At 71.2% G+C, this 18708-nt stretch carries 20 protein-coding genes; 8 read left to right on the top strand and 12 right to left on the bottom strand.

All coding sequences use genetic code 11. From position 1 onward, the window contains the following. Positions 1 to 33 precede the first annotated feature (33 nt). Positions 34 to 888, top strand: a complete 855-nt coding sequence (locus ACZ5J1_RS10050) for an amidohydrolase family protein (protein WP_464558308.1) — start codon at positions 34 to 36, stop codon at positions 886 to 888. Positions 889 to 1026: 138 nt separating this feature from the next. Beyond that, positions 1027 to 1440 carry a hypothetical protein gene (locus tag ACZ5J1_RS10045; protein ID WP_464558306.1) on the top strand — a complete coding sequence of 138 codons (414 nt, stop codon included), beginning with the start codon at positions 1027 to 1029 and terminating at the stop codon, positions 1438 to 1440. On the opposite strand, the gene arsC is transcribed toward ACZ5J1_RS10045, so the two are convergent. The 3 genes from arsC to yczR are packed head-to-tail and all read right to left on the bottom strand — an operon-like array spanning position 1433 to position 3756. Beyond that, the gene (gene arsC / locus ACZ5J1_RS10040) at positions 1433 to 1786 is read right to left on the bottom strand and encodes an arsenate reductase (glutaredoxin) (RefSeq protein ID WP_464558304.1); all 354 of its coding nucleotides are present in this window, start codon (positions 1784 to 1786) and stop codon (positions 1433 to 1435) included. The two genes, ACZ5J1_RS10045 and arsC, sit on opposite strands and share 8 nt — an antisense overlap. Positions 1787 to 1796: 10 nt before the next feature. Further along, positions 1797 to 2282 (bottom strand): Cys-tRNA(Pro) deacylase, encoded by a 486-nt coding sequence (ybaK, locus tag ACZ5J1_RS10035; protein ID WP_464558302.1) that lies wholly within the window; start codon positions 2280 to 2282, stop codon positions 1797 to 1799. A 31-nt stretch (positions 2283 to 2313) separates the two neighbouring features. After that, the gene (yczR, locus tag ACZ5J1_RS10030; RefSeq protein WP_464558300.1) at positions 2314 to 3756 is read right to left on the bottom strand and encodes a MocR-like transcription factor YczR; all 1443 of its coding nucleotides are present in this window, start codon (positions 3754 to 3756) and stop codon (positions 2314 to 2316) included. Between the two features lie 94 nt (positions 3757 to 3850). Between yczR and yczE the strand changes: the two genes are divergently transcribed. After that, complete coding sequence (yczE, locus tag ACZ5J1_RS10025) at positions 3851 to 4477, top strand: membrane protein YczE (RefSeq protein WP_464558298.1); 627 nt, start codon at positions 3851 to 3853, stop codon at positions 4475 to 4477. Then, a complete protein-coding gene (locus tag ACZ5J1_RS10020) occupies positions 4474 to 4734 on the top strand; it encodes a hypothetical protein (protein ID WP_464558296.1) in 261 nt (86 codons plus the stop codon). The genes yczE and ACZ5J1_RS10020 overlap by 4 nt, the downstream gene beginning before the upstream one ends. Here the strand turns inward: ACZ5J1_RS10020 and ACZ5J1_RS10015 are convergent. After that, positions 4686 to 5147, bottom strand: coding sequence for a GNAT family N-acetyltransferase (locus tag ACZ5J1_RS10015; protein ID WP_464558294.1), 462 nt, complete (start codon positions 5145 to 5147; stop codon positions 4686 to 4688). The genes ACZ5J1_RS10020 and ACZ5J1_RS10015 overlap by 49 nt on opposite strands. 62 nt (positions 5148 to 5209) lie before the next feature. Between ACZ5J1_RS10015 and ACZ5J1_RS10010 the strand changes: the two genes are divergently transcribed. Next, entirely contained in the window at positions 5210 to 5986 is a 777-nt protein-coding gene (locus ACZ5J1_RS10010; protein WP_464558292.1) for an SDR family oxidoreductase, read from the top strand. Positions 5987 to 5993: 7 nt separating this feature from the next. Here the strand turns inward: ACZ5J1_RS10010 and ACZ5J1_RS10005 are convergent, their stop codons facing one another. From ACZ5J1_RS10005 to ACZ5J1_RS09970, 8 genes are all read right to left on the bottom strand, one after another. Beyond that, positions 5994 to 6476: a YbaK/EbsC family protein gene (locus tag ACZ5J1_RS10005; protein WP_464558290.1), complete on the bottom strand. Its 483-nt coding sequence runs from the start codon at positions 6474 to 6476 to the stop codon at positions 5994 to 5996. After that, positions 6473 to 6877 carry a hypothetical protein gene (locus ACZ5J1_RS10000; RefSeq protein WP_464558288.1) on the bottom strand — a complete coding sequence of 135 codons (405 nt, stop codon included), beginning with the start codon at positions 6875 to 6877 and terminating at the stop codon, positions 6473 to 6475. The genes ACZ5J1_RS10005 and ACZ5J1_RS10000 overlap by 4 nt, the downstream gene beginning before the upstream one ends. Before the next feature lie 136 nt (positions 6878 to 7013). Beyond that, complete coding sequence (locus ACZ5J1_RS09995) at positions 7014 to 8546, bottom strand: SDR family NAD(P)-dependent oxidoreductase (protein WP_464558286.1); 1533 nt, start codon at positions 8544 to 8546, stop codon at positions 7014 to 7016. Then, complete coding sequence (locus ACZ5J1_RS09990) at positions 8539 to 9156, bottom strand: TMEM165/GDT1 family protein (protein ID WP_464558284.1); 618 nt, start codon at positions 9154 to 9156, stop codon at positions 8539 to 8541. Before ACZ5J1_RS09990 ends, ACZ5J1_RS09995 begins: the two co-directional genes overlap by 8 nt. Before the next feature lie 11 nt (positions 9157 to 9167). Then, complete coding sequence (locus ACZ5J1_RS09985) at positions 9168 to 10067, bottom strand: hypothetical protein (RefSeq protein WP_464558282.1); 900 nt, start codon at positions 10065 to 10067, stop codon at positions 9168 to 9170. Continuing rightward, a complete protein-coding gene (locus ACZ5J1_RS09980; RefSeq protein ID WP_464558280.1) occupies positions 10064 to 10801 on the bottom strand; it encodes a class I SAM-dependent methyltransferase in 738 nt (245 codons plus the stop codon). The genes ACZ5J1_RS09985 and ACZ5J1_RS09980 overlap by 4 nt, the downstream gene beginning before the upstream one ends. Then, entirely contained in the window at positions 10798 to 11727 is a 930-nt protein-coding gene (locus ACZ5J1_RS09975) for a glycosyltransferase family 2 protein (protein ID WP_464558278.1), read from the bottom strand. Before ACZ5J1_RS09975 ends, ACZ5J1_RS09980 begins: the two co-directional genes overlap by 4 nt. Before the next feature lie 69 nt (positions 11728 to 11796). Beyond that, positions 11797 to 13731 carry a hypothetical protein gene (locus ACZ5J1_RS09970; RefSeq protein WP_464558276.1) on the bottom strand — a complete coding sequence of 645 codons (1935 nt, stop codon included), beginning with the start codon at positions 13729 to 13731 and terminating at the stop codon, positions 11797 to 11799. A gap of 120 nt (positions 13732 to 13851) precedes the next feature. Between ACZ5J1_RS09970 and ACZ5J1_RS09965 the strand changes: the two genes are divergently transcribed. The 3 genes from ACZ5J1_RS09965 to ACZ5J1_RS09955 are packed head-to-tail and all read left to right on the top strand — an operon-like array spanning position 13852 to position 18659. Then, complete coding sequence (locus tag ACZ5J1_RS09965; protein WP_464558274.1) at positions 13852 to 15198, top strand: aminotransferase class V-fold PLP-dependent enzyme; 1347 nt, start codon at positions 13852 to 13854, stop codon at positions 15196 to 15198. A 42-nt stretch (positions 15199 to 15240) separates the two neighbouring features. Next, positions 15241 to 17754, top strand: coding sequence for a leucine--tRNA ligase (gene leuS / locus ACZ5J1_RS09960; protein WP_464558272.1), 2514 nt, complete (start codon positions 15241 to 15243; stop codon positions 17752 to 17754). Positions 17755 to 17768: 14 nt separating this feature from the next. Continuing rightward, positions 17769 to 18659 carry a DegV family protein gene (locus ACZ5J1_RS09955; protein WP_464558270.1) on the top strand — a complete coding sequence of 297 codons (891 nt, stop codon included), beginning with the start codon at positions 17769 to 17771 and terminating at the stop codon, positions 18657 to 18659. The last annotated feature ends 49 nt before the right edge of the window (positions 18660 to 18708 follow it).

Here is an 18708-nt window from a genome sequence, read left to right as displayed (position 1 = left end):
GTTGGATGCTAGCCCCGGTGAGAGGATGCTCCGATGCGCGAGATCCTCGACCGGCTCGGTCTGCCGAGCATGATCGACGTCCACACCCACTTCATGCCGCGGCCGGTGATGGACAAGGTGTGGGCCTACTTCGACGCCGTCGGCCCGATGACCGGGGTGGAGTGGCCGATCACGTACCGGATGGACGAGGAGGCGCGAGTCCAGGCGCTGCGGGAGCTCGGGGTGGAGCGGTTCACCTCGATGATCTACGCGCACAAGCCGGAGATGGCGGCCTGGCTCAACGCGTGGGCGGCCGACTTCGCGGCCCGGACGCCGGACTGCCTGCACACCGCGACGATCTATCCCGAGCCCGGCGTCGAGTCGTACCTGAGGCGTGCGTTGGACGAGGGCGCGCAGGTGCTCAAGGTGCACCTGCAGGTCGGCGCCTTCGACCCCAACGACCCGTTGCTCGAGCCGGCCTGGGGACTGTTGAACGAGACCTGCACCCCGATCGTGATCCACTGCGGCTCCGGCCCGGTGCCGGGGGAGTTCACCGGCCCGGACCGGATCGCCTCGCTGCTGCGCCGCTTCCCGCAGCTCCGACTCGTGATCGCCCACATGGGGCTGCCGGAGTACGGCGAGTTCTTCGACCTGGCCTCCGCCTACGACGGGGTGCACCTGGACACCACGATGGCGTTCACCGACTTCACCGAGGCGATGCACCCCTTCCCGCGTGCCCTGACCTCGCGGCTGCTGGATCTCGGGGACCGGATCGTGTTCGGAAGCGACTTCCCGAACATCCCCTACTCCTACGAGGAGGCGGTCACCGCCCTGGAGCGGCTCGACCTCGGCGACGCCTGGATGCGCGGGGTGCTGCGGGAGAACGCGCAGCGGCTCTTCAACCTCTGAACCCCGATGAACCCGCCGACTTGAGGCTTCCTGCAGCCGACTTGAGGGTTGCAGCGGCCGAGTCCCGGGTTTTGGGGTGTCGAGTCCCGGGTTTTGGGGCGCCGAGTCGCGGGTCCTGGTGATCGCTACGCTTCCGGTGTGACCACCGAGCCCCGGCCCCGCTCGATCTGGTTCGAGGTGCTCGGGGGATTCATCGGCCTGGCCCTCACCTTCAGTTGGGGTCGTGCGGTCAACTGGGTGCTCGGAGGACTCGACGACGCCTTGCCCGATCTGCCGATCGCCGTTGCATTTCTGGCGCTGGTCGCCCTCGTCATGGTGCTCTGGTCGCCGTGGATCCCGCTCCTGGTGCGCGCGCAGTTCCCGTGGTGGTACATCGCCGCGCTGGCCTTCCCCCTAGTCGGCCTGGCGCTCGGAGGCGTCGTCGGCGTCCGGGTGGCAGCTCGCCTTGGGGAGCCGTGGCGGCCGCGTACGCCGGCAGAAACCCTCAACTCGGCTGTCGGAACCCTCAAGTCGACCGTCGGAACCCTCAAGTCGGCGGAGGGGGTCAGCTGAAGAGCTCGTTGACCCGCTCGATGGGGCGGGCGAGGACAGCGCGGTCGCCGCGGACCACGATGGGGCGCTGCAGCAGCGCCGGGTGGGCCACGATGGCGTCGATGATCGCGTCGTCGCTGACCGCGGGGTCGGCGAGACCGAGCTCCTTGTACTCCGGCTCGCGGGTGCGCAGCACCTGGCGGGGCGTCAGCCCGGCCTTGGCGAGGAGGTCGCGCACCTCGCCGGCCTCGAGGCCGAGGACCGAGTAGTTGATCGAGTCGTAGTCGATGCCCTGCTCCTTGAGCAGCTTCACCAGGTTGCGGCAGGTGGTGCAGGTCGGCTTCTCGTAGACGGTGATGTCGCTCATGGGTGCTCCTTCAGCGGGCGATCGGTGCGGCGGTGGCCGCGGTGGCGGTGAGCAGGTCGGTGGGGGAGAGCTCGACGTCGAGTCCGCGTCGACCGCCCGAGACGAAGACCGTTACATGGGCCTGGGCGGACTCGTCGACGACGGTGCGGTGGGCGCGCTTCTGCCCGATCGGGGAGATCCCTCCGGCGACGTACCCGGTGGCACGTTCGGCGGCGCTGACCTCAGCCATCGCCGCCTTGGAGCCGCCCAGCGCGCGGGCCAGGGCCTTGAGGTCGAGGTGGGCGTCGACGGGGACGATCCCGACGACGAGCTCGCCGTCGAGGGTGGCCAGGAGCGTCTTGAAGACCCGGCTCGGCTCGACCCCGAGCGCCTCAGCGGCCTCGAGCCCGTACGACGCGGCGCGTGGGTCGTGCTCGTAGGGGTGCAGGGTGAAGGCGATCCCGGCTGCGGTCAGGGCAACCGTCGCCGGAGTGCCGCCGGCCTGCTTCTTCGCCATGGGGTGAGGTTATCGGGGCCGCCCGGGCGCGTCAGACCACGGTCTCGGAGGTGGTCAGGCGCATCGGGGCGGCGTCGGCCACGCTCGGCCAGAGCTCGGCGAGCAGCTCCACGACACGGGTGAGCGTGTCGGGCGAGGCGGTGATCGGCACACGCAGGAAGCGTTCGTAGGCACCGTCGACGCCGAAGCGCGGGCCGGCACTCAGGTGGAGCCCGTGGGCCAGCGCGGCGAGAGTGAGGTGGGAGCTGACCGGGGCCGGCATCTTCAACCAGGCGGCCAGTCCGCCGTCGATCCTCGGCGGCATCTCCCAACCGGGGAGGTGGCGCGCGACCGCGGCCGTGAGTGCCTCGCGGCGGGCCCGGAGCTGCTCGCGCCGCTCGGCGACGATCGCCTCGGTGTGCTCGATCAGCTCGGCGGCGACCAGCTGCTCCCAGACCGGGGTGCCGAGGTCGTGGGCGGGCCGCTGGCTGGTCAGTCGGGCGTGCAGGTCGGGCGAGGTCCGGATCCAGCCGATCCGCAACCCGCCCCAGAAGAGCTTGCTGGCCGACCCGATCTGGAGGACCCGGGCGCCGTGCTCGCCCGCCAAGGCCGCCAACGGGGGATGGGTGCGACCGCGGTCGATGTCGAGCTCGGCCGGCGTCTCGTCAGCGACGACGAGGGTGTCGACCCGGGCGGCGGCGTGGAGCAGCTCGTGCCGGTCGTCGACGCTCATCGAGCGACCGGTCGGGTTGTGGAAGTCGGGCATCGTGTAGGCCAGCACCGGGGCGGTCCGGGCGATGGTGGCGATCAGGGCCTCACGGTCCCATCCGCCGTCGACCGTCACCGGCGAGGTGACGATCCGTCCGCCGGCCGAGGCCAGGGCGTCGTACGCATGGGGGTAGGACGGACTCTCGGCGTAGACCCGGTCACCGCGGCCGATCAGGGTGCGCGCGACCAGGTCGATCGCGCTCTGGGCGCCGGTGGTGATCAGGATCTGCTCCGGATCGGTGGGCAGCCCCCGGACCGTGTAGCGCCGGGCGACCGCCTCGCGCAGGGAGGGCAGACCGACGAGGTGGTAGCCCGGGGTGTCGAGGTGGTTGATCAGCGTCTCGGTCGCCCGCTGGGCGGCCTCGGGCAGGAAGCGTGTCGCCGGCAGGGTCGCCATGGTGAGGTTCAGCGCGGTGGGCTGCCCGGTCGCCGGCGTGGGTCCGGCGTGCGGGAGCGTCGTCGTGGTGCCCGACCCCTGGAGCGCGCGGGCGTACCCGTTCTCGCGCAGCAGCCGGTAGGCGGCGGTGATGGTCGTGCGCGACAGGTCCAGGCGCTCGGAGAGCTCCCGCTCGGAGGGCAGCCGGACCTCGGGGGAGATCCGGCCGTCGATCAGGAGCAGCCGGATCCGCTCGGCCAGGGCCTCGTACGCCGGCAGGCCGGTGTCGCCGCCGCGCCAGTCGCCGAGCAGGTCACCCAACGTTGCAGCAGCCAATCGTCCGCGAACCATGCCTCCAATCTAAGGCCACTTTCACTGAAATGGCGTCTTGGCAGGGAGAATTGGATCGAGATTGGCTAGGCGCATGCGGAAAATGGCACGTCGAATGGCTTGGCTCCTGACTGGATTGGTCCTCTACGGGATCGCCGTTGCGATGATCGTGCGCGCCCACATCGGGCTCGACCCGTGGTCCGTCTTCGCGCAGGGCCTCGCCGAGACGACGGGCCTCTCCTTCGGCATCATCGTCGTGCTCACCGGCCTCGGCGTCCTGCTGCTGTGGTGGCCGCTGCGCCAGCGCCCCGGCCTCGGCACCGTGCTCAACGTGCTGCTCGTCGGCCCTGCTGCCGACCTGGGGCTGTGGCTGATCCCCGAGCCCGACGCCCTGCTCGTCCAGGGAGCGCTCTTCCTCGGCGGCATCGGCCTGCTCGCGGTCGCGACCGGTCTCTACCTCGCCCCTCAGCTCGGGGCCGGACCGCGCGACGGGCTGATGACCGGGCTGCACCGCCGGCTCGGCTGGCGTCTGGGCGTGGCGCGGACCGTGGTCGAGGTGACCGTCCTGGTGGTCGGCTTCCTCCTCGGCGGCCAGGTCGGACTGGGCACCGCGTTGTTCGCCGTGCTGATCGGTCCGTGCGTCCACCGCACGGTGCCCTTCTTCGCTGCACGGTTCGCTGGCGCCGGCACCCTCACGGTCGTCCGGCTCGAGCCCGAGACACAGCTGGACGGTGCCGCATGATGGCGTTGAGGTGCCCGGGTGAGGACCGGCTCGTCACGGTCGGTGCGGCCGGCCTGAGCGCGCTGGTGAACGTGGAGCCCGGTCTGATCGTGGTCCGCTGGCGGTGCCGCTGCGCGCACGAGCACTGGAGCGCGGTCGGGCACCTCGTCAGGACCGATCCGGAGCGCGCCCGCGCCGCCGTACGGGAGCTGCGGGCCGAGGTGCTGGCTCAGTCGAGCGGGAGCTCCATGAAGACGCTGTTGGGGTCCTCGACGTAGTGGTCGAACGGGCCGCGGACCTCGAACCCGGCGCGGGCGTAGAGGCGCCGTGCCGGGGCGAAGAAGTCCTGCGACCCGGTCTCCAGCAGGGCCGTCTGCGCGCCGGCCCGGCGGGCCTCGGCGAGCAGGTGCTCGAGCATCGCCGCGCCGACCCCCTTGCCGCGGGAGCCTTGGACGGTGCGCATCGACTTCAGCTCGACGTGGAGGTGGTCGAGGGTCTTGATCGCGCCGGTGGCCCGGAGCTGGTCGCCCTCCCAGGCGCTCCAGAAGGCGATCTCGGGTGCGCGGAGCGCGTCGAGGTCGAGGGCGTGGACGGACTCGGCGGGCGAGGTCGCGTACATGTCGGAGAGGTGTTCCTCCAGCAGCGCGATGACGTCCGCATGCGTGAGGTCGTCGAGTTCGAAGCGGAGCATGGCGCGAAGATATCGGATCGATCCGATGGAGAGGGCGCTTAGCGATCGCTAGAGTGCGCGCCATGGAACTCCAAGGATCTTCTGCCATCGTGACCGGCGGTGCCAGCGGCATCGGTGCCGCTGCCGCCCGCCAGCTCGCCGCCCGTGGCGCCACGGTCGTCATCGCCGACCTCCAGGCCGACAAGGGTGAGGCCCTCGCCGCCGAGATCGGCGGAGTCTTCGCGCAGGTCGACGTGACCAACACCGCCCAGATCGCCGACGCGGTCCGGGTCGCCTCGGAGATCGCGCCGCTGCGGGCCGTGGTCAACTCCGCCGGGATCGGCTCGGCCCAGCGCACGATCGGGCGCGACGGCACCGTGGAGTCGGCGCACTCGCTCGACGGGTTCGCCAAGGTGATCAACATCAACCTGGTCGGCACCTTCGACGTGGTGCGTCAGGCAGCGAGCTCGATGTCGACCAACGAGCCCGACGCCGACGGCTGCCGTGGTGCGATCGTCAACCTCGCCTCGGTCGCGGCCTTCGACGGCCAGATCGGCCAGGCGGCGTACTCGGCTTCGAAGGGCGGCATCGTCGGGATGACCCTGCCCGTGGCGCGCGACCTTTCCGCGTCGGGGATCCGGCTCAACACGGTGGCGCCCGGTCTGATCGAGACGCCGATCTACGGCGAGGGCCCCGAGTCCGAGGCGTTCAAGGCCAAGCTGGGCGAGAGTGTGCTCTTCCCCAAGCGCCTCGGCACCGCCGACGAGCTCGCCTCGATGGTGCTGGAGTGCCTGACCAACTCGTACATGAACGGTGAGGTCATCCGGGTCGACGGCGGGGTCCGGCTGCCCCCGAAGTGACCTGCGTTCAGGCTGGGTCGGGGAGTACGCCGACCTCGACCCAGCCGTGGTGGCCGGTGATCTCCTCGAGCTGGTCGGGGGTGAGCTCGATGACCTCGTTGGGTCCGCCGCAGGCGGGGAAGACGGTCTCGAACCGCTGCAGCGAAGCATCCAGGTAGACCGTGGCCGAGTCCGGGTTGCCGAACGGGCAGACGCCGCCCGGGGCGTGACCGGTGAGCGCCTCGACCTCGTCGCCCGCCAGCATCCGGGCCTTGATCCCGAACCGTGCCTTGAACGCGGCGTTGTTGGAGCGCGCGTCCCCGGCCATCACGATCAGGATCGCGGTGCCGGGCTCGACGCCGCGGAAGCTGAGCGTCTTCGCGATCCGCGCCGGCTCGACCCCGAGGGCCGCTGCGGCCAGGTCGACCGTCGCCGCGGACTCGGCGGTGGTGATGATCCGGCCGGCCAGGCCGAAGCGGGACAGGTGGGCGTGGGCCAGCTCGAGGCTCATGCGACCACCTGCTGCTTGCGCGACGGCAGGAGGTCGATCAGGGCGAGCATGATGCCCAGTCCGAACCCGCCGATCCACAACAGCGGAACGAGGTCGATCACCCAGATACCCGAGTCGTCATTGCTGGCCGCGTCGATCGCCCAGGAAATAGCGAAGCCGATCGACGCAGCGGCGGGGAGAATCAGGAGTGAGGCGTGCCGGTGCTGGGGCGGGGCCAGGCGGTGGGCGACGGCCGTTGCCAATCCGACCGAAACGGCACAGGCGACCACCTGCCATGCGTGGTAGGGGCCCTTCGCGAAACCGCCGTCGTCGTAGTAGAGGTCGCGATCCCAGCCGCACCAGGCGAACCACACTCCAGCGGAGAAGAGCGCAAGCATCACGGCTGCGACGGCAAGTCTCATGCGGCGCAGCATGCCACAGCGACGTACGGCCGATCGGCCCACCAGAACCCGGGACTCGGCTCACCAGAACCCGGGTTTCGGCTCACCAGAACCCGGGTTTCGGCTCACCAGAACCCGGGTTTCGGCGAGTGGCGGGTCACCAGGGGGAGGGCTCGTAGTCCTTGATGAAGCAGCCGTAGATGTCGTTGCCGGCCTCGCCCTGGACGATCGGGTCGTAGACGCGGGCGGCACCGTCGACCAGGTCGAGGGGGGCGTGCCAGCCCTCGGCCGCGATCCGGAGCTTCTCCTCGTGCGGACGCTCGTCGGTGATCCAGCCGGTGTCGACGGCGGTCATCAGGATCCGGTCGGTCTCGAAGTACTCACCGGCTGAGGTGCGCGTCATCATGTTGAGCGCGGCCTTGGCCATGTTGGTGTGGGGGTGGCCGGGGCCCTTGTAGCGTCGGGAGAACTGACCCTCCATCGCCGAGACGTTGACGATGTAGGCGCGCCGGGCGCCGGCCTGCACCGCGGCCCGCATCGCCGGACGCAGCCGGGAGTTGATCAGGAACGGCGCGATCGAGTTGCAGAACTGCACCTCGAGCAGCTCCAGCGGGTCGACCTCGTCGAGCACCTGGGTCCAGGAGTTGTTGGTCTGGACGTCGGGGATCAGACCGCCGGCATCGATCGCGGTGCCGGCCAGGTGCGCGTCGAGGGAGGCGCCACCGGCCTTGAGCGCCAGCTGGGTCAGGGCGGCCGCGTTGGTCGCCGCCAGCGCCGCGGCGTGGTCCTCGCCGGACTCGCCCTCGTGGTGGGCGAGCTGGGCACCGGCCAGCGCCGAGGCGATCGAGGCGGGGTGGGCCTCGCTGATCCGGTCGAAGGTCAGCATCTCCGGCAGGTCGACCCCCGACGGAAGCGGCGCGTTCTCGCCGTCGATCAGGTGGCTGTAGGCACCGGGGAGGCGACGTACGGTCTGGCAGGCGTTGTTGACGATGATGTCGAGCGGCCCGTCGGCGGCGACCTCGTCGGTGAGCGCGACCACCTGGGTGGGGTCACGCAGGTCGATGCCGATGATCTTGAGCCGGTGCAGCCAGCCGGCGCTGTCCTCCATCGCCGAGAACCGCCGGACGGCGTCCTTCGGGAACCGGGTGGTCAGCGTCAGGTGGGCTCCGTCGCGCAGCAGCCGCAGCGCGATGTACATCCCGATCTTGGCGCGACCACCGGTGAGCAGCGCGCGCTTGCCGGTCAGGTCGGTGTGCTGGTCGCGCTTGAGGTGCGACTTGGCCGCACACGTCGGGCAGAGCCAGTGGTAGAACGCGTCGACCAGGGTGAAGTCCTGCTTGCAGATGTAGCAGCCGCGCGCCGTGATCAGCTCGCCGGCGAAGGCGCCCTTGGCGGTGGAGACCAGCGGGATCCCGGCGGTCTCGTCGTCGATCCGCATCTTCGAGCCGGTGGCGGTCTTCTCGATGATCGCCTGGTCGTGGGCCTGCTTCTCGCTGCGGATCTCGGAGCGGCGCGCCTTCTTGATCAGCTTCCACATGTACGACGTCGCGCGCTTGACCGTGCGGACGTCGTCGTGGTCGGGGTCGAGCCGGTGCAGGTCGCCGAGGACCTCGAGCGTGATCGCCAGCTTCTCCGGGTCGATCCGGTCCAGCGACTTGAACTCGTCGCGGTGGGCAGCGTTGTCAGCCATGGATGACTCCGACCAGGGTGATGGAAGCGAGGACCAGCATCACCACAGCGGCGACACGGGTGATGGTGCGCATCGGCAGTACCTTGAGCAGCGACTTGCCGAACAGCATGGCAGCCGCCGCGACGGCCCACAGGCCGAGCAGGGCGCCGATGCCGACCGACCAGGGTTCGTTGTACTTCGCGGCCAGGTTGGCGATCAGGATCTGGGTGATGTCGCCCCACTCGCCGATGAAGATGACGCCGAAGCCGATGCTGGCGACCTTCCAGAAGCCGGCCGTCGCCGGGACCTCGGCGGTCTCGGCCTCGAGCTCGGCCTCGTCGGCGGCCTCGTCCTCCTCGGACTCGTTGCCCTCGCGCCAGATCAGGAAGGCGCCGAGGATGAAGAGGATCGCGACCACGATCTCGGTCAGGTCGTGGGGGAGCAGGCTGAGCAGCTGGCCCGCGGCGGTGGCGATCACCACGTGCACGGCGAACGCGGCCGCGACGCCGGTGAAGACCCAGGCCATCGGGAAGCGGGTGCCGAGCACGAGGCTGGCGATGGCGCTCTTGTCCGGGAGTTCGGCGACGAAGATCAGCGCGAACGTGGTCAGCAGGATTCCGAGGTCGAGCACGACGGGCCAGCCTACCGGCGGAGCAGGGGCTCTCCCGAAACGTCAACGCGCCGCGACCGCCGGACGACGGTCCAGGCGACACCGGCCAGGGCGAGGTCGGCGACGGTGTGGACGACGCGGACCAGGAGGGCCGTCGCGGCGGCCTGCGGGACACCGAGGGTGGGGGCGAGCACGGCGATCAGCACCGCCTCGCGAGCGCCCGCACCGGCGGGAGCGATCACGACCACGACCCCGACCGCGTAGGCCAGCGCGAAGGCGCCGACCATCAGCACCAGGGAGTCGATCGACGCCGTCGGGGCGAGCAGCAGCAGCCCGACGCCGTACAGCGTCCAGACGAGCAGCATCAGCACCACCACTCGGATCAGGGCGGACAGGGTGATCTCGAACGGCTGCTTCGCGACGTACGTCGCCAGCCGACCGACCACACCAGGGGCGAGACTCGTCAGCGCGGCGGCCACCGCGAGCACGCCGGCGAGTGTCGGCACCTCCCCGGACCAGGCTCCGGCGAGCCGGGCTGTGCCGGTGACGAGGACCGCGGTGGCGAGGTTGACGGCGAGGAAGACCAGCGACGTCGTCGCGGTGACCCGCGGAGGGAGCCGCTGGCTGCGACCGAGCTCGGCCTGGGCGCCGATCGACCAGACCGATCCGGGGATGTACTTGCCGAGCTGGCCGACGAAGAAGATCGCGTTCGCCGCGCGGGCCGGCGGGTCCGCCGCGAAGCCGAGGAGCAGGCGGCGCCAGACCAGGCTGGTCAGCACCAGGCCGACCGTGATCAGGGTGACGGAACCCGCGAGCGCGGCCGGCGGGACCGCCGCCACGGCGTCGGCGATCTCGTCGCCGCGCCCCCGCAGGCCCCAGCCGAGGAAGGCCAGGGCGAGGAGCAGGAACGCCCCGCGCAGCCCCGCCCTCACGCGGCGTCGGCGCGGGCGAGCGTGATCAGGGCCGTGTCGCACGGGTACGGAACCGTCGGGGTGCGCCCACGCGTCCAGGTCACCGCCAGCGCGGGTCCGGCCTCGGCGATCGCGGCGATCGCGGCGGCGTACCGCCGGCGCTCGGTGTCGTCGAAGACCACCAGGCCGCCGGGCGCCAACCGACCGAGGGCACGGGTGAGGCAGGCCTCCCGGGCGCGGCCGTCGATCACGATCAGGTCGAAGTCGCCGTCGACGGCATCGATCGCCTCGACGTACTCGCGGAAGTCGAGATCCTTGAAGCCGGACTTGGACGAGCGGATCGCGGGAGGACCGCCGGGACGGTCCGGATCGACGGCGGCCGGCGGCGCGGTCAGCAGGGTCGTCGCGGTGCCCAGGCGGGGACGCATCCGGTCGGCCCAGGCGAGGTCGTGCTCCACGCTGGTGACCTGCGCCCCCTGGGCGGCCAGCCACAGCGTCGAGACGCCGGAGCCCCACTCGAAGACCCGTGCGCCCGGACGGGCGAGCAGGAAGGCGTCGACCTCGTCGATGGCGTCGAAGGTCCACCACGGCAGCCCGAGCCCGGCCAGGTCGTCGAGGTCGTAGATCGCGAACCAGGAGCGCACCCAGCGAGCCGTCGGCGAGCTCCGGGCGCTCCGGTCCAGGAGGGCGAGCAGCCCGGTCACGCGGAGCAGGGCTCGCAGACCGTGCATGATCCGCACGTAGAGGGCCTTCACGCCGGTGACCTGCGTTGGTGCTGCTGCTGGTGGCGGGCGTGCACCACGAGCTCGGCGAGCAGCCCGAACAGGCTGAGCTGCACGCCGACCACGACGAGCAGGATGCCGGCCAGCAGCAGCGGCCGGTCCCCGATCGTGGAACCGCCGAGCTTGAGGGCGGTGAGGTAGCCGAGGGTCAGCAGGCCGGCGAGCAGGCTGGCGAGGCCGAGGCCGCCGAACAGGTGCGAGGGACGGTTCTCGTAGCTGAGCAGGAACCGGATCGTGACCAGGTCGGCCAGCCCGCGCCAGAAGCGGGCCAGGCCGTACTTGCTCTCGCCGTGCATCCGTGGGTGGTGCTGGACCGGGACCTCGGTCACCCGGTAGCCGAGACCGTGGGCGACCACCGTGAGGTAGCGGTGCATCTCGCCGTACAGCATCGGTTCGACGTCGGCGGCGACCTCGTCCCGCATCGCCTTGAGACCCGAGTTGAAGTCACGACCGTCGACGCCGGACAGCGCCGCCGTGGTGCGGTTGTAGAGCCGCGACGTGGTGCGCTTGATGAACCGGTCGTTGCGCTGCAGGCGGGCCCCGGTGACCAGGTCCGCGCCGGCCTCGAGGCCCTCGAGCAGCCGCCCGATCTCGCGCGGGTCGTCCTGGCCGTCGGCGTCCATCATGATCACCACGTCCGCTCCGCCGTCGCAGGCGTGACGGAATCCGGCCTGCAACGCAGCCGCCTTGCCGTGGTTGTGCCGGAACGACTCCAGCTCCACCGACGGCAGCTCGGCCATCAGCTCGGCCATCACCTTGCCGGTGTCGTCGGTCGAGCCGTCGTCGATGACGAGGACGCGACCGCCGGGGGAGAACGCGTCGGCCTCCTCGACGATCCGTGGGATGAGGTCACGCAGGTTCTCCGCCTCGTTCAGGGCGGGGACGACGACCCAGAGCATGTCCCTACGTTCGGCTGGCGGAGTGAACGCAGGGCGACGGGGGGCCGACGTGTCGTCCAATGCTGCGGATCAACGAACCCACAGTCGGCTCAGGCCCGCCCCGGTGGGCCCGGCGGCGAAGGAGAGGACCAGTCGGGATCCCCACGGGGAGTCCGCCGGGATCGTCACCGTGGCCTCGAACGTGTCCCCGGTCCAGCCCAGCGGCGCGTCGACGCCGCTGACCGTGAGCCCCGTGAAGCCGTGACCGACCCCGCTGATGGTCAACGGTCCCGCGTGGGGCGTGGTGAACCCGAGCTGCCCGGTGCCGCCCGCCCGCAGCCCGATCGCGGGCTCGCTCGGGTGCAGCCGCCAGCCGCCGAGCAGCAGGTTCGCACCGGCGCCGGCACCGTCGAAGTCCACCGACGGCCCCGGGTACGGCTCGACCACGAGGTCGCACCGGGACACGGTCGACATGGTGAGGACCCGCCACCAGAGCCGTCGCTCGACCGAGGCGAGCTCCGTGCAGTTCTCGGCGATGGTGTCGTTGCCCTGCCGCACGGCGAGGAACTCGGTGGCCGAACCCGTCCAGGGCAGCGTGCGCCGGTCGTCGTACGCCGCCAGGGGACTGATCAGGAACGACGCGCAGTCGTCGGTGGTCTCGTTGGAGTGCCGCCGGAAGACGTCGTCGCGCAGCTCGGGGGAGCAGGTGACGAAGGCGTCCCGCGGGATCTGCGGGGCGAGCTCGCGCACGCTGGTGCGCCAGTAGTCGGTCTGCACCTCGAGCCGTCGGTCGTGCTCGGCGAGGATCGGCGCGAGCAGGTTCGCCGGCGCGCTCTCGAACGTATAGACGTACGGGAAGAGCATCGCGGCGCCGACCACCGGCAGGACCAGTCCGCCGAACGCGAGGCCGGTGGCGGCGACCCGACGTCGCTCGAGCAACCAGAGCAGCGCCACGGTGGTCAGCACCGCCAGCCCGGGTGCGGCGAAGAGGAACTGCCGGATGCCGGTGTAGACGTTGGAGCCGTGCACGATCGCCAGCACCGGCAGCGTGAACGTCTGGGCCAGCACGAGGGCGAGCAGGGGGTCACGCGCTCGACGCAGCGCCACCCCCGCACCCCACGCGCCGGTGAGCAGCCACAGCGTCGGCAGCTCGACGGTGAGGAAGACCGGCAGGTACCACCGCGCCCCGGGCTTGTTGCCGAAGTCGGAGGACTCGCCCACCGAGGCCGGCATCCAGGTCAGCGGGTCGGCCATCGCCCGCGGGTAGGCGAGCACGAGGGCGACGTACGCCGCCGCGACGGCGATCCCCACCAGACCGATCCGTCCCCACGCCCCTCGCCGGGCGAGCACCACGACGGTGAGGAACCCGGCCAGGCCGAGGCCGGGCCAGATCCCCGGACGGGTTCCGACCGCCAGCGTGATCCCGAGGGCCAGCGCCGGGACGGCGGCCACCACATGGGTCGAGGGGCGCCGGGTCGACGGGGGGCGGGCGAGGAACGCGGCGCAGCCCAGCGTCACCAGCGTGTAGCCGGTGGCGACCGGGATGTCCTTGACGTTGAACATCGCGTGCCCGGTCCAGGTCGGCACCGAGACCAGGACCGCGGCGGCGAGCAGGGCCGCGTCCCAGCGCCGGCTCAGCAGCCGCACGATGCCCGCGGTGGCACCGACGCCGACGAACGAGATCAGCGCGACCCCGACGTGCCGCAGCGCGTAGGCGTGGGCGGACGCGGAGACCCCGCTCCACGGCTCGGCCCCCCACGCGGCGGTCCAGGCGTGCAGCACGAGCGCGGCCACGGGGGAGTAGACGTAGCGCTGGTTCACCCAGGTGCCGGGGGCGTCGCCGTCCAGGTCCTGGTCGAGCAGGTACCAGCCGTGGTCGAACAGGTTCCGCAGCCGCACCACGTGGTAGCTCTCGTCCCAGGAGACCCCCGTCCGCCACGCCCCGACGAGGGTGATCACCGTCGCGACGACCAGGACGACCGCCGAGGTCGCGACCACGAGACGGGGCAGGGGGCGCTGGGTCACGAGGCCGGACTGTCGCCGAGCCGGGTGAGCCGGGGATGATCGTGGGGTGAACACGATCCCGCGGGTGCCCGAAACCTGGACACGGATCCGAATTGACCACCGATCTTATAGACTAATTTCATGACCGTCACCGCGCCGAGCGCCACCATCCCCGCGCTGCTCCCGGTCGTGGGTGCCACGACGCAGGTGCCGCTGCTCGATGGTCGCTGGTTGCCCTACGCCAACCTCGACGGGGCCGCGAGCACGCCGGCCCTCCAGAGCGTCGCCGACCGGGTCGCGGACGTGCTGCCCTGGTACGCCTCGGTGCACCGCGGCGCCGGCTACCTCTCCCAGGTCTCCACCGCGCTCTACGAGGAGGCCCGCCGTCAGATCGGCGCCTTCGTCGAGGCGCGCGAGGACGACCTGACGATCATCACCCGCAACACCACCGACTCGATCAACCTGCTGGCCAGCGTCGTGCCGGGCAAGGTGCTCGTCGTCGACGTCGAGCACCACGCGAACTTCCTGCCCTGGGCCGAGCACCCGCACGGCGTCACGATCGTGGTCGGTTCCCCGACCGTGACCGCGACCCTGGACCGGATCGAGGCCGAGCTCGAGGGCGAGGCCTACGCGCTGGTCGCGGTCACCGGCGCCTCCAACGTCACCGGCGAGTCCCTCCCGATCGATCGGGTCGTCGCGCTGGCGCACGAGCACGGCGCCCGGGTGCTGGTCGACGGTGCCCAGCTGCTGGCGCACCGGCACTTCTCGCTCACCGCCACCGACGTGGACTACGTCGCCTTCTCCGCGCACAAGCTCTACGCGCCGTACGGCGCCGGGGCACTGGTCGGGCGGGCCGACTGGCTCGACGAGGGTCCCGCCTACCTCTCCGGCGGCGGCGCGGTCCAGCGCGTCGAGCTGCGCGAGACCGTCTGGCAGACCGGCCCGGCCCGGCACGAGGGCGGCACCCCCAACCTGATCGGCGCCGTCGCGCTGGCCGCAGCCACCGAGGCGATCGGTGCCCTCGACCCGCACGTCTGGGCCGAGCACGAGCGGGTCCTGCGCGACCGCCTCGTCCGTGGCATCGAGTCGTTGGCCGACGCCGAGATCGCCCGGCTGTGGGTCGACTCCGACGAGCCGGTCGGCGTGGTCACCTTCACCCTCGAGGACGTCGAACCCGGCTACGTCGCCGCCTTCCTTGCCGCCGAGCACGGCGTCGGGGTGCGTGACGGTCGGTTCTGCGCGCACCCGCTGCTCGCCCGGCTCGGGCTGCCGTTGGGTGGCCTGCGGGTCAGCATCGGCCTGGGCACCAGCTCCGACGACATCGACCGGCTGCTCGACGGTCTGGCGGCCTTCGAGGCGGGCGAGATCCACGGTGACTACCGGCTCGCCGACGGGCTGTGGCACCTGGCCAACGACACCCGGCCGCTGCCGCACGTGCCCGGGCTGCGCGAGCTCGCCGACACGGCGGGACTCTGCGGACCGGAGTGAATGGCGGGCAGCCGCACCAGGCTCGGTAGGCTTCGCCTCGTTATGAGTGAGATCTCCCAGACTGCCGACGCCGCCGCCTCCGACGAGGGGGCGACCTACGACCACGAGGCCTTCCAGGCCAAGTGGCGACCCGTCTGGGACCGGCTCGACCCGTTCAAGGCCGGCCTGCGCGAGGGTGCCGAGAAGCGGTACGCGCTGACGATGTTCCCCTACCCGAGCGGTGACCTGCACATGGGTCACGCCGAGGTGATGGCGCTGCACGACGTGATCGCGCGCTACTGGTGGCAGCGCGGCTACGACGTGCTCAACCCGATCGGCTGGGACTCCTTCGGTCTGCCCGCCGAGAACGCCGCGATCAAGCGCAACGAGCACCCGGCGACGTACACCTATGCCAACATCGAGACCCAGGCGGAGTCCTTCCACCGCTACGGCGTCTCCTTCGACTGGTCCTCGCGGCTGCACACCTCGGACCCGGAGTACTACCGCTGGACCCAGTGGCTGTTCCTGAAGTTCCGTGAGTGGGGCCTGGCCTACCGGAAGAACTCCCCGGTCAACTGGTGCCCCAACGACCAGACCGTGCTGGCCAACGAGCAGGTCCTGGCCGACGGCACCTGCGACCGCTGCGGTGCCGTGGTGACCAAGCGCGAGCTCACCCAGTGGTACTTCAAGATCACCGACTACGCCCAGCGCCTGCTCGACGGGATCGACACCCTCGAGGGCAAGTGGCCCGACCGGGTGCTCAACGCCCAGCGCAACTGGATCGGTCGCTCCGAGGGCGCGCACGTCGTCTTCGAGGTCGAGGGCCACGGCCCCGTCTCGGTCTTCACCACCCGCCCCGACACGCTCTTCGGTGCGACCTTCTTCGTCGTCGCGGCCGACGCCAAGCTGGCCGCCGAGATCTGCGCGCCGGAGCAGCGCGAGGCCTTCGACGCCTACCTGACCGAGGTGCGCAAGGCCTCCGACATCGACCGGCTGGCCACCGACCGGCCCAAGTCCGGCGTCTTCCTGGGCCGGTACGCCGTCAACCCGGTGACCAAGGAGCGGATCCCGGTCTGGGCGACCGACTACGTGCTCGCCGACTACGGCACGGGCGCCGTGATGGGCGTGCCCGGCGGCGACCAGCGCGACTTCGAGTTCGCCACCAAGTTCGACCTGCCGGTCGTGCGCACCGTGGCTCCGCCCGCGGACTTCGAAGGCGGCGCGTACGCCGGCCCCGGCCACGCGATCAACTCGGCCAACGACGAGGTCTCGCTCAACGGCATGGACGTGCCGGAGGCGAAGTCGACGATCATCGCCTGGCTGACTGCCAACGGTCTCGGCAACGGCACGGTTAACTTCCGGATCCGTGACTGGCTGCTGTCGCGGCAGCGGTTCTGGGGGGCGCCGATCCCGGTGATCCACTGCGAGGCCTGCGGTGAGGTCGCGGTCCCCGAGGACCAGTTGCCGGTGCTGCTGCCCGACAACGTCAAGGGCGAGGACCTCAAGCCCAAGGGGTCGTCGCCGCTCGGTGCCGTCGCGTCCTGGGTGAATGTCGACTGCCCGTCCTGCGGTGGCCCCGCGAAGCGCGACACCGACACGATGGACACCTTCGTCGACTCGTCGTGGTACTTCCTGCGCTACGTCTCCCCGAACCTGGACACGGCCGCGTTCGACGTCGAGAAGATGCGCGAGTGGGGCCCGATCGACCAGTACGTCGGCGGCATGGAGCACGCGGTCCTGCACCTGCTCTACTCCCGGTTCTTCACCTACGTCCTGCACGACCAGGGCTACCTCGACTTCGAGGAGCCGTTCACCCGGCTGCTCGGCCAGGGCGTGGTGATCAACCAGGGCAAGAAGATGTCGAAGTCGCTCGGCAACGGCGTCAACCTGGGTGACCAGCTCGACGCGTTCGGTGTCGACGCGATCCGGCTCACCCTGGTCTTCGCCTCCCCGCCGGAGGACAACATCGACTGGGCCGACGTGTCGCCCGACGGGTCGCTGCGCTTCCTCAAGCGCGCCTGGCGGCTGGCGTGCGACGTCACCTCCTCGCCCGGGGTTGACCCGGCGACCGGCGACGTGGCGCTGCGTCGAGTCACCCACAAGACGCTGCACGAGGCCGAAGGTCTGATGGAGACCTACCGGTTCAACGTGGTGGTCGCTCGCACGATGGAGCTGGTCAACGCCACCCGCAAGGCGATCGACAACCCCGAGATCGGTCCGGCGAATCCCGCCGTGCGCGAGGCGGTCGAGGCGGTCGCGATCCTGCTCTCCCTGGTCGCGCCCTACACGGCCGAGGAGATGTGGGACGAGCTCGGCCTCAACCCGGCGCACGAGACCACCGTGGCCCGCGCCGGTTGGCCGACGGTCGACGAGGCGCTGCTGGTCGACGACACCGTCGTCGCCGTCGTCCAGATCAAGGGCAAGGTGCGGGCGCGGCTCGAGGTCTCACCCGCGATCAGCGAGGCCGACCTCGAGGCGGCCGCGCTCGCTTCCGAGGACGTCCAGCGTGCCCTCGACGGTGCGACCGTGCGCAAGGTGATCGTGCGGGCCCCGAAGCTCGTCAACATCGTGGTCTGAGACTCGGAGGATTCATGGGGATCTCGGGTCGGCCCGGTCGGGCTGTCGTCGTCACCGACTCCACGGCCGTCCTCACCGAGGCGCTCGCCGCGGAGTCCGGCATCGAGGTGATCGCCCTCCCGGTGATCATCGACGGGGTCACGTTCTGCGACGGTGAGGCCGGCACCGCGCCGTCCGACATCGTCGCGGCCCTGGCCGCCAAGAAGACGGTCTCCACCTCCCGGCCCTCGCCGGCGATGCTCGGGGAGCTCTACGCCCGGCTCGCCGCCGACGGTGTCACCCACGTCCTGGCGGTCCACCTGAGCGGGGAGATGAGCGGCACCGTCGAGTCCGCGCGGGTCGCGGCCGTGGCCGCGTCCTCGCTGGGGATCGAGGTCGTCGCCGTCGACACCCGGGCCGTCGGACCGTGCCTCGGCTTCGCCGCCCAGGCCGGCGCGCACGCCCTGGCCGGCGGGGCCACGCTCGCCGAGGCCGCGGACGCGGTGATGGCCCGCGCCGACACCACCCGGTCGTACTTCTACGTCGACACCCTGGAGTACCTGCGCCGCGGCGGCCGGATCGGTGCCGCGGCCGCCCTGGTCGGGTCGGCGCTCGCGGTCAAGCCGCTGCTGGCTATCGACGACGGCCACGTGGTCGTGCGGGAGAAGGTCCGTACCGCCAGCCGGGCGTTGGCGCGCCTGGAGGAGATCTCCCAGGAGGCCGCTCGTGAGATGGCGGCCGACGAGGTCGAGGTCGTGGTCGCCCACCTCGCCGCCTCCGACCGGGCCGAGCTGCTCGCCGCCCACCTGCGCGAACAGCTCGGCGACCGGATCCGTGGTGAGATCCGGATGGCCGAGCTCGGCGCTGCCCTGGGCACCCACGTCGGGCCCGGGCTGATCGCGGCCTGCGTGGCGCCGGCGCTCTGACGCGGTGGGGTGGGGGCGCCGGGAGTCGTCCACAGGCGACGCCGTGGGT

The organism is Nocardioides sp. JCM 18999, assembly GCF_055391175.1.
Note: the sequence above shows the minus strand (reverse complement) of the source record. Positions and strands in the feature narration are given on the sequence as shown.

Excerpts from the sequence above, each read along its gene's own strand:
- ACZ5J1_RS10010 (WP_464558292.1), top strand. The coding sequence starts at position 5,210 with ATGGAACTCCAAGGATCTTCTGCCATCGTGACCGGCGGTGCCAGCGGC.
- ACZ5J1_RS10005 (WP_464558290.1), bottom strand. The coding sequence starts at position 6,476 with ATGAGCCTCGAGCTGGCCCACGCCCACCTGTCCCGCTTCGGCCTGGCC.
- ACZ5J1_RS09975 (WP_464558278.1), bottom strand. The coding sequence starts at position 11,727 with ATGCTCTGGGTCGTCGTCCCCGCCCTGAACGAGGCGGAGAACCTGCGT.
- ACZ5J1_RS10020 (WP_464558296.1), top strand. The coding sequence starts at position 4,474 with ATGATGGCGTTGAGGTGCCCGGGTGAGGACCGGCTCGTCACGGTCGGT.
- yczE (WP_464558298.1), top strand. The coding sequence starts at position 3,851 with ATGGCTTGGCTCCTGACTGGATTGGTCCTCTACGGGATCGCCGTTGCG.
- arsC (WP_464558304.1), bottom strand. The coding sequence starts at position 1,786 with ATGAGCGACATCACCGTCTACGAGAAGCCGACCTGCACCACCTGCCGC.
- ybaK (WP_464558302.1), bottom strand. The coding sequence starts at position 2,282 with ATGGCGAAGAAGCAGGCCGGCGGCACTCCGGCGACGGTTGCCCTGACC.
- ACZ5J1_RS09995 (WP_464558286.1), bottom strand. The coding sequence starts at position 8,546 with ATGGCTGACAACGCTGCCCACCGCGACGAGTTCAAGTCGCTGGACCGG.
- ACZ5J1_RS10015 (WP_464558294.1), bottom strand. The coding sequence starts at position 5,147 with ATGCTCCGCTTCGAACTCGACGACCTCACGCATGCGGACGTCATCGCG.
- ACZ5J1_RS10050 (WP_464558308.1), top strand. The coding sequence starts at position 34 with ATGCGCGAGATCCTCGACCGGCTCGGTCTGCCGAGCATGATCGACGTC.
- ACZ5J1_RS09955 (WP_464558270.1), top strand. The coding sequence starts at position 17,769 with ATGGGGATCTCGGGTCGGCCCGGTCGGGCTGTCGTCGTCACCGACTCC.
- leuS (WP_464558272.1), top strand. The coding sequence starts at position 15,241 with ATGAGTGAGATCTCCCAGACTGCCGACGCCGCCGCCTCCGACGAGGGG.
- yczR (WP_464558300.1), bottom strand. The coding sequence starts at position 3,756 with ATGGTTCGCGGACGATTGGCTGCTGCAACGTTGGGTGACCTGCTCGGC.
- ACZ5J1_RS10000 (WP_464558288.1), bottom strand. The coding sequence starts at position 6,877 with ATGAGACTTGCCGTCGCAGCCGTGATGCTTGCGCTCTTCTCCGCTGGA.
- ACZ5J1_RS09965 (WP_464558274.1), top strand. The coding sequence starts at position 13,852 with ATGACCGTCACCGCGCCGAGCGCCACCATCCCCGCGCTGCTCCCGGTC.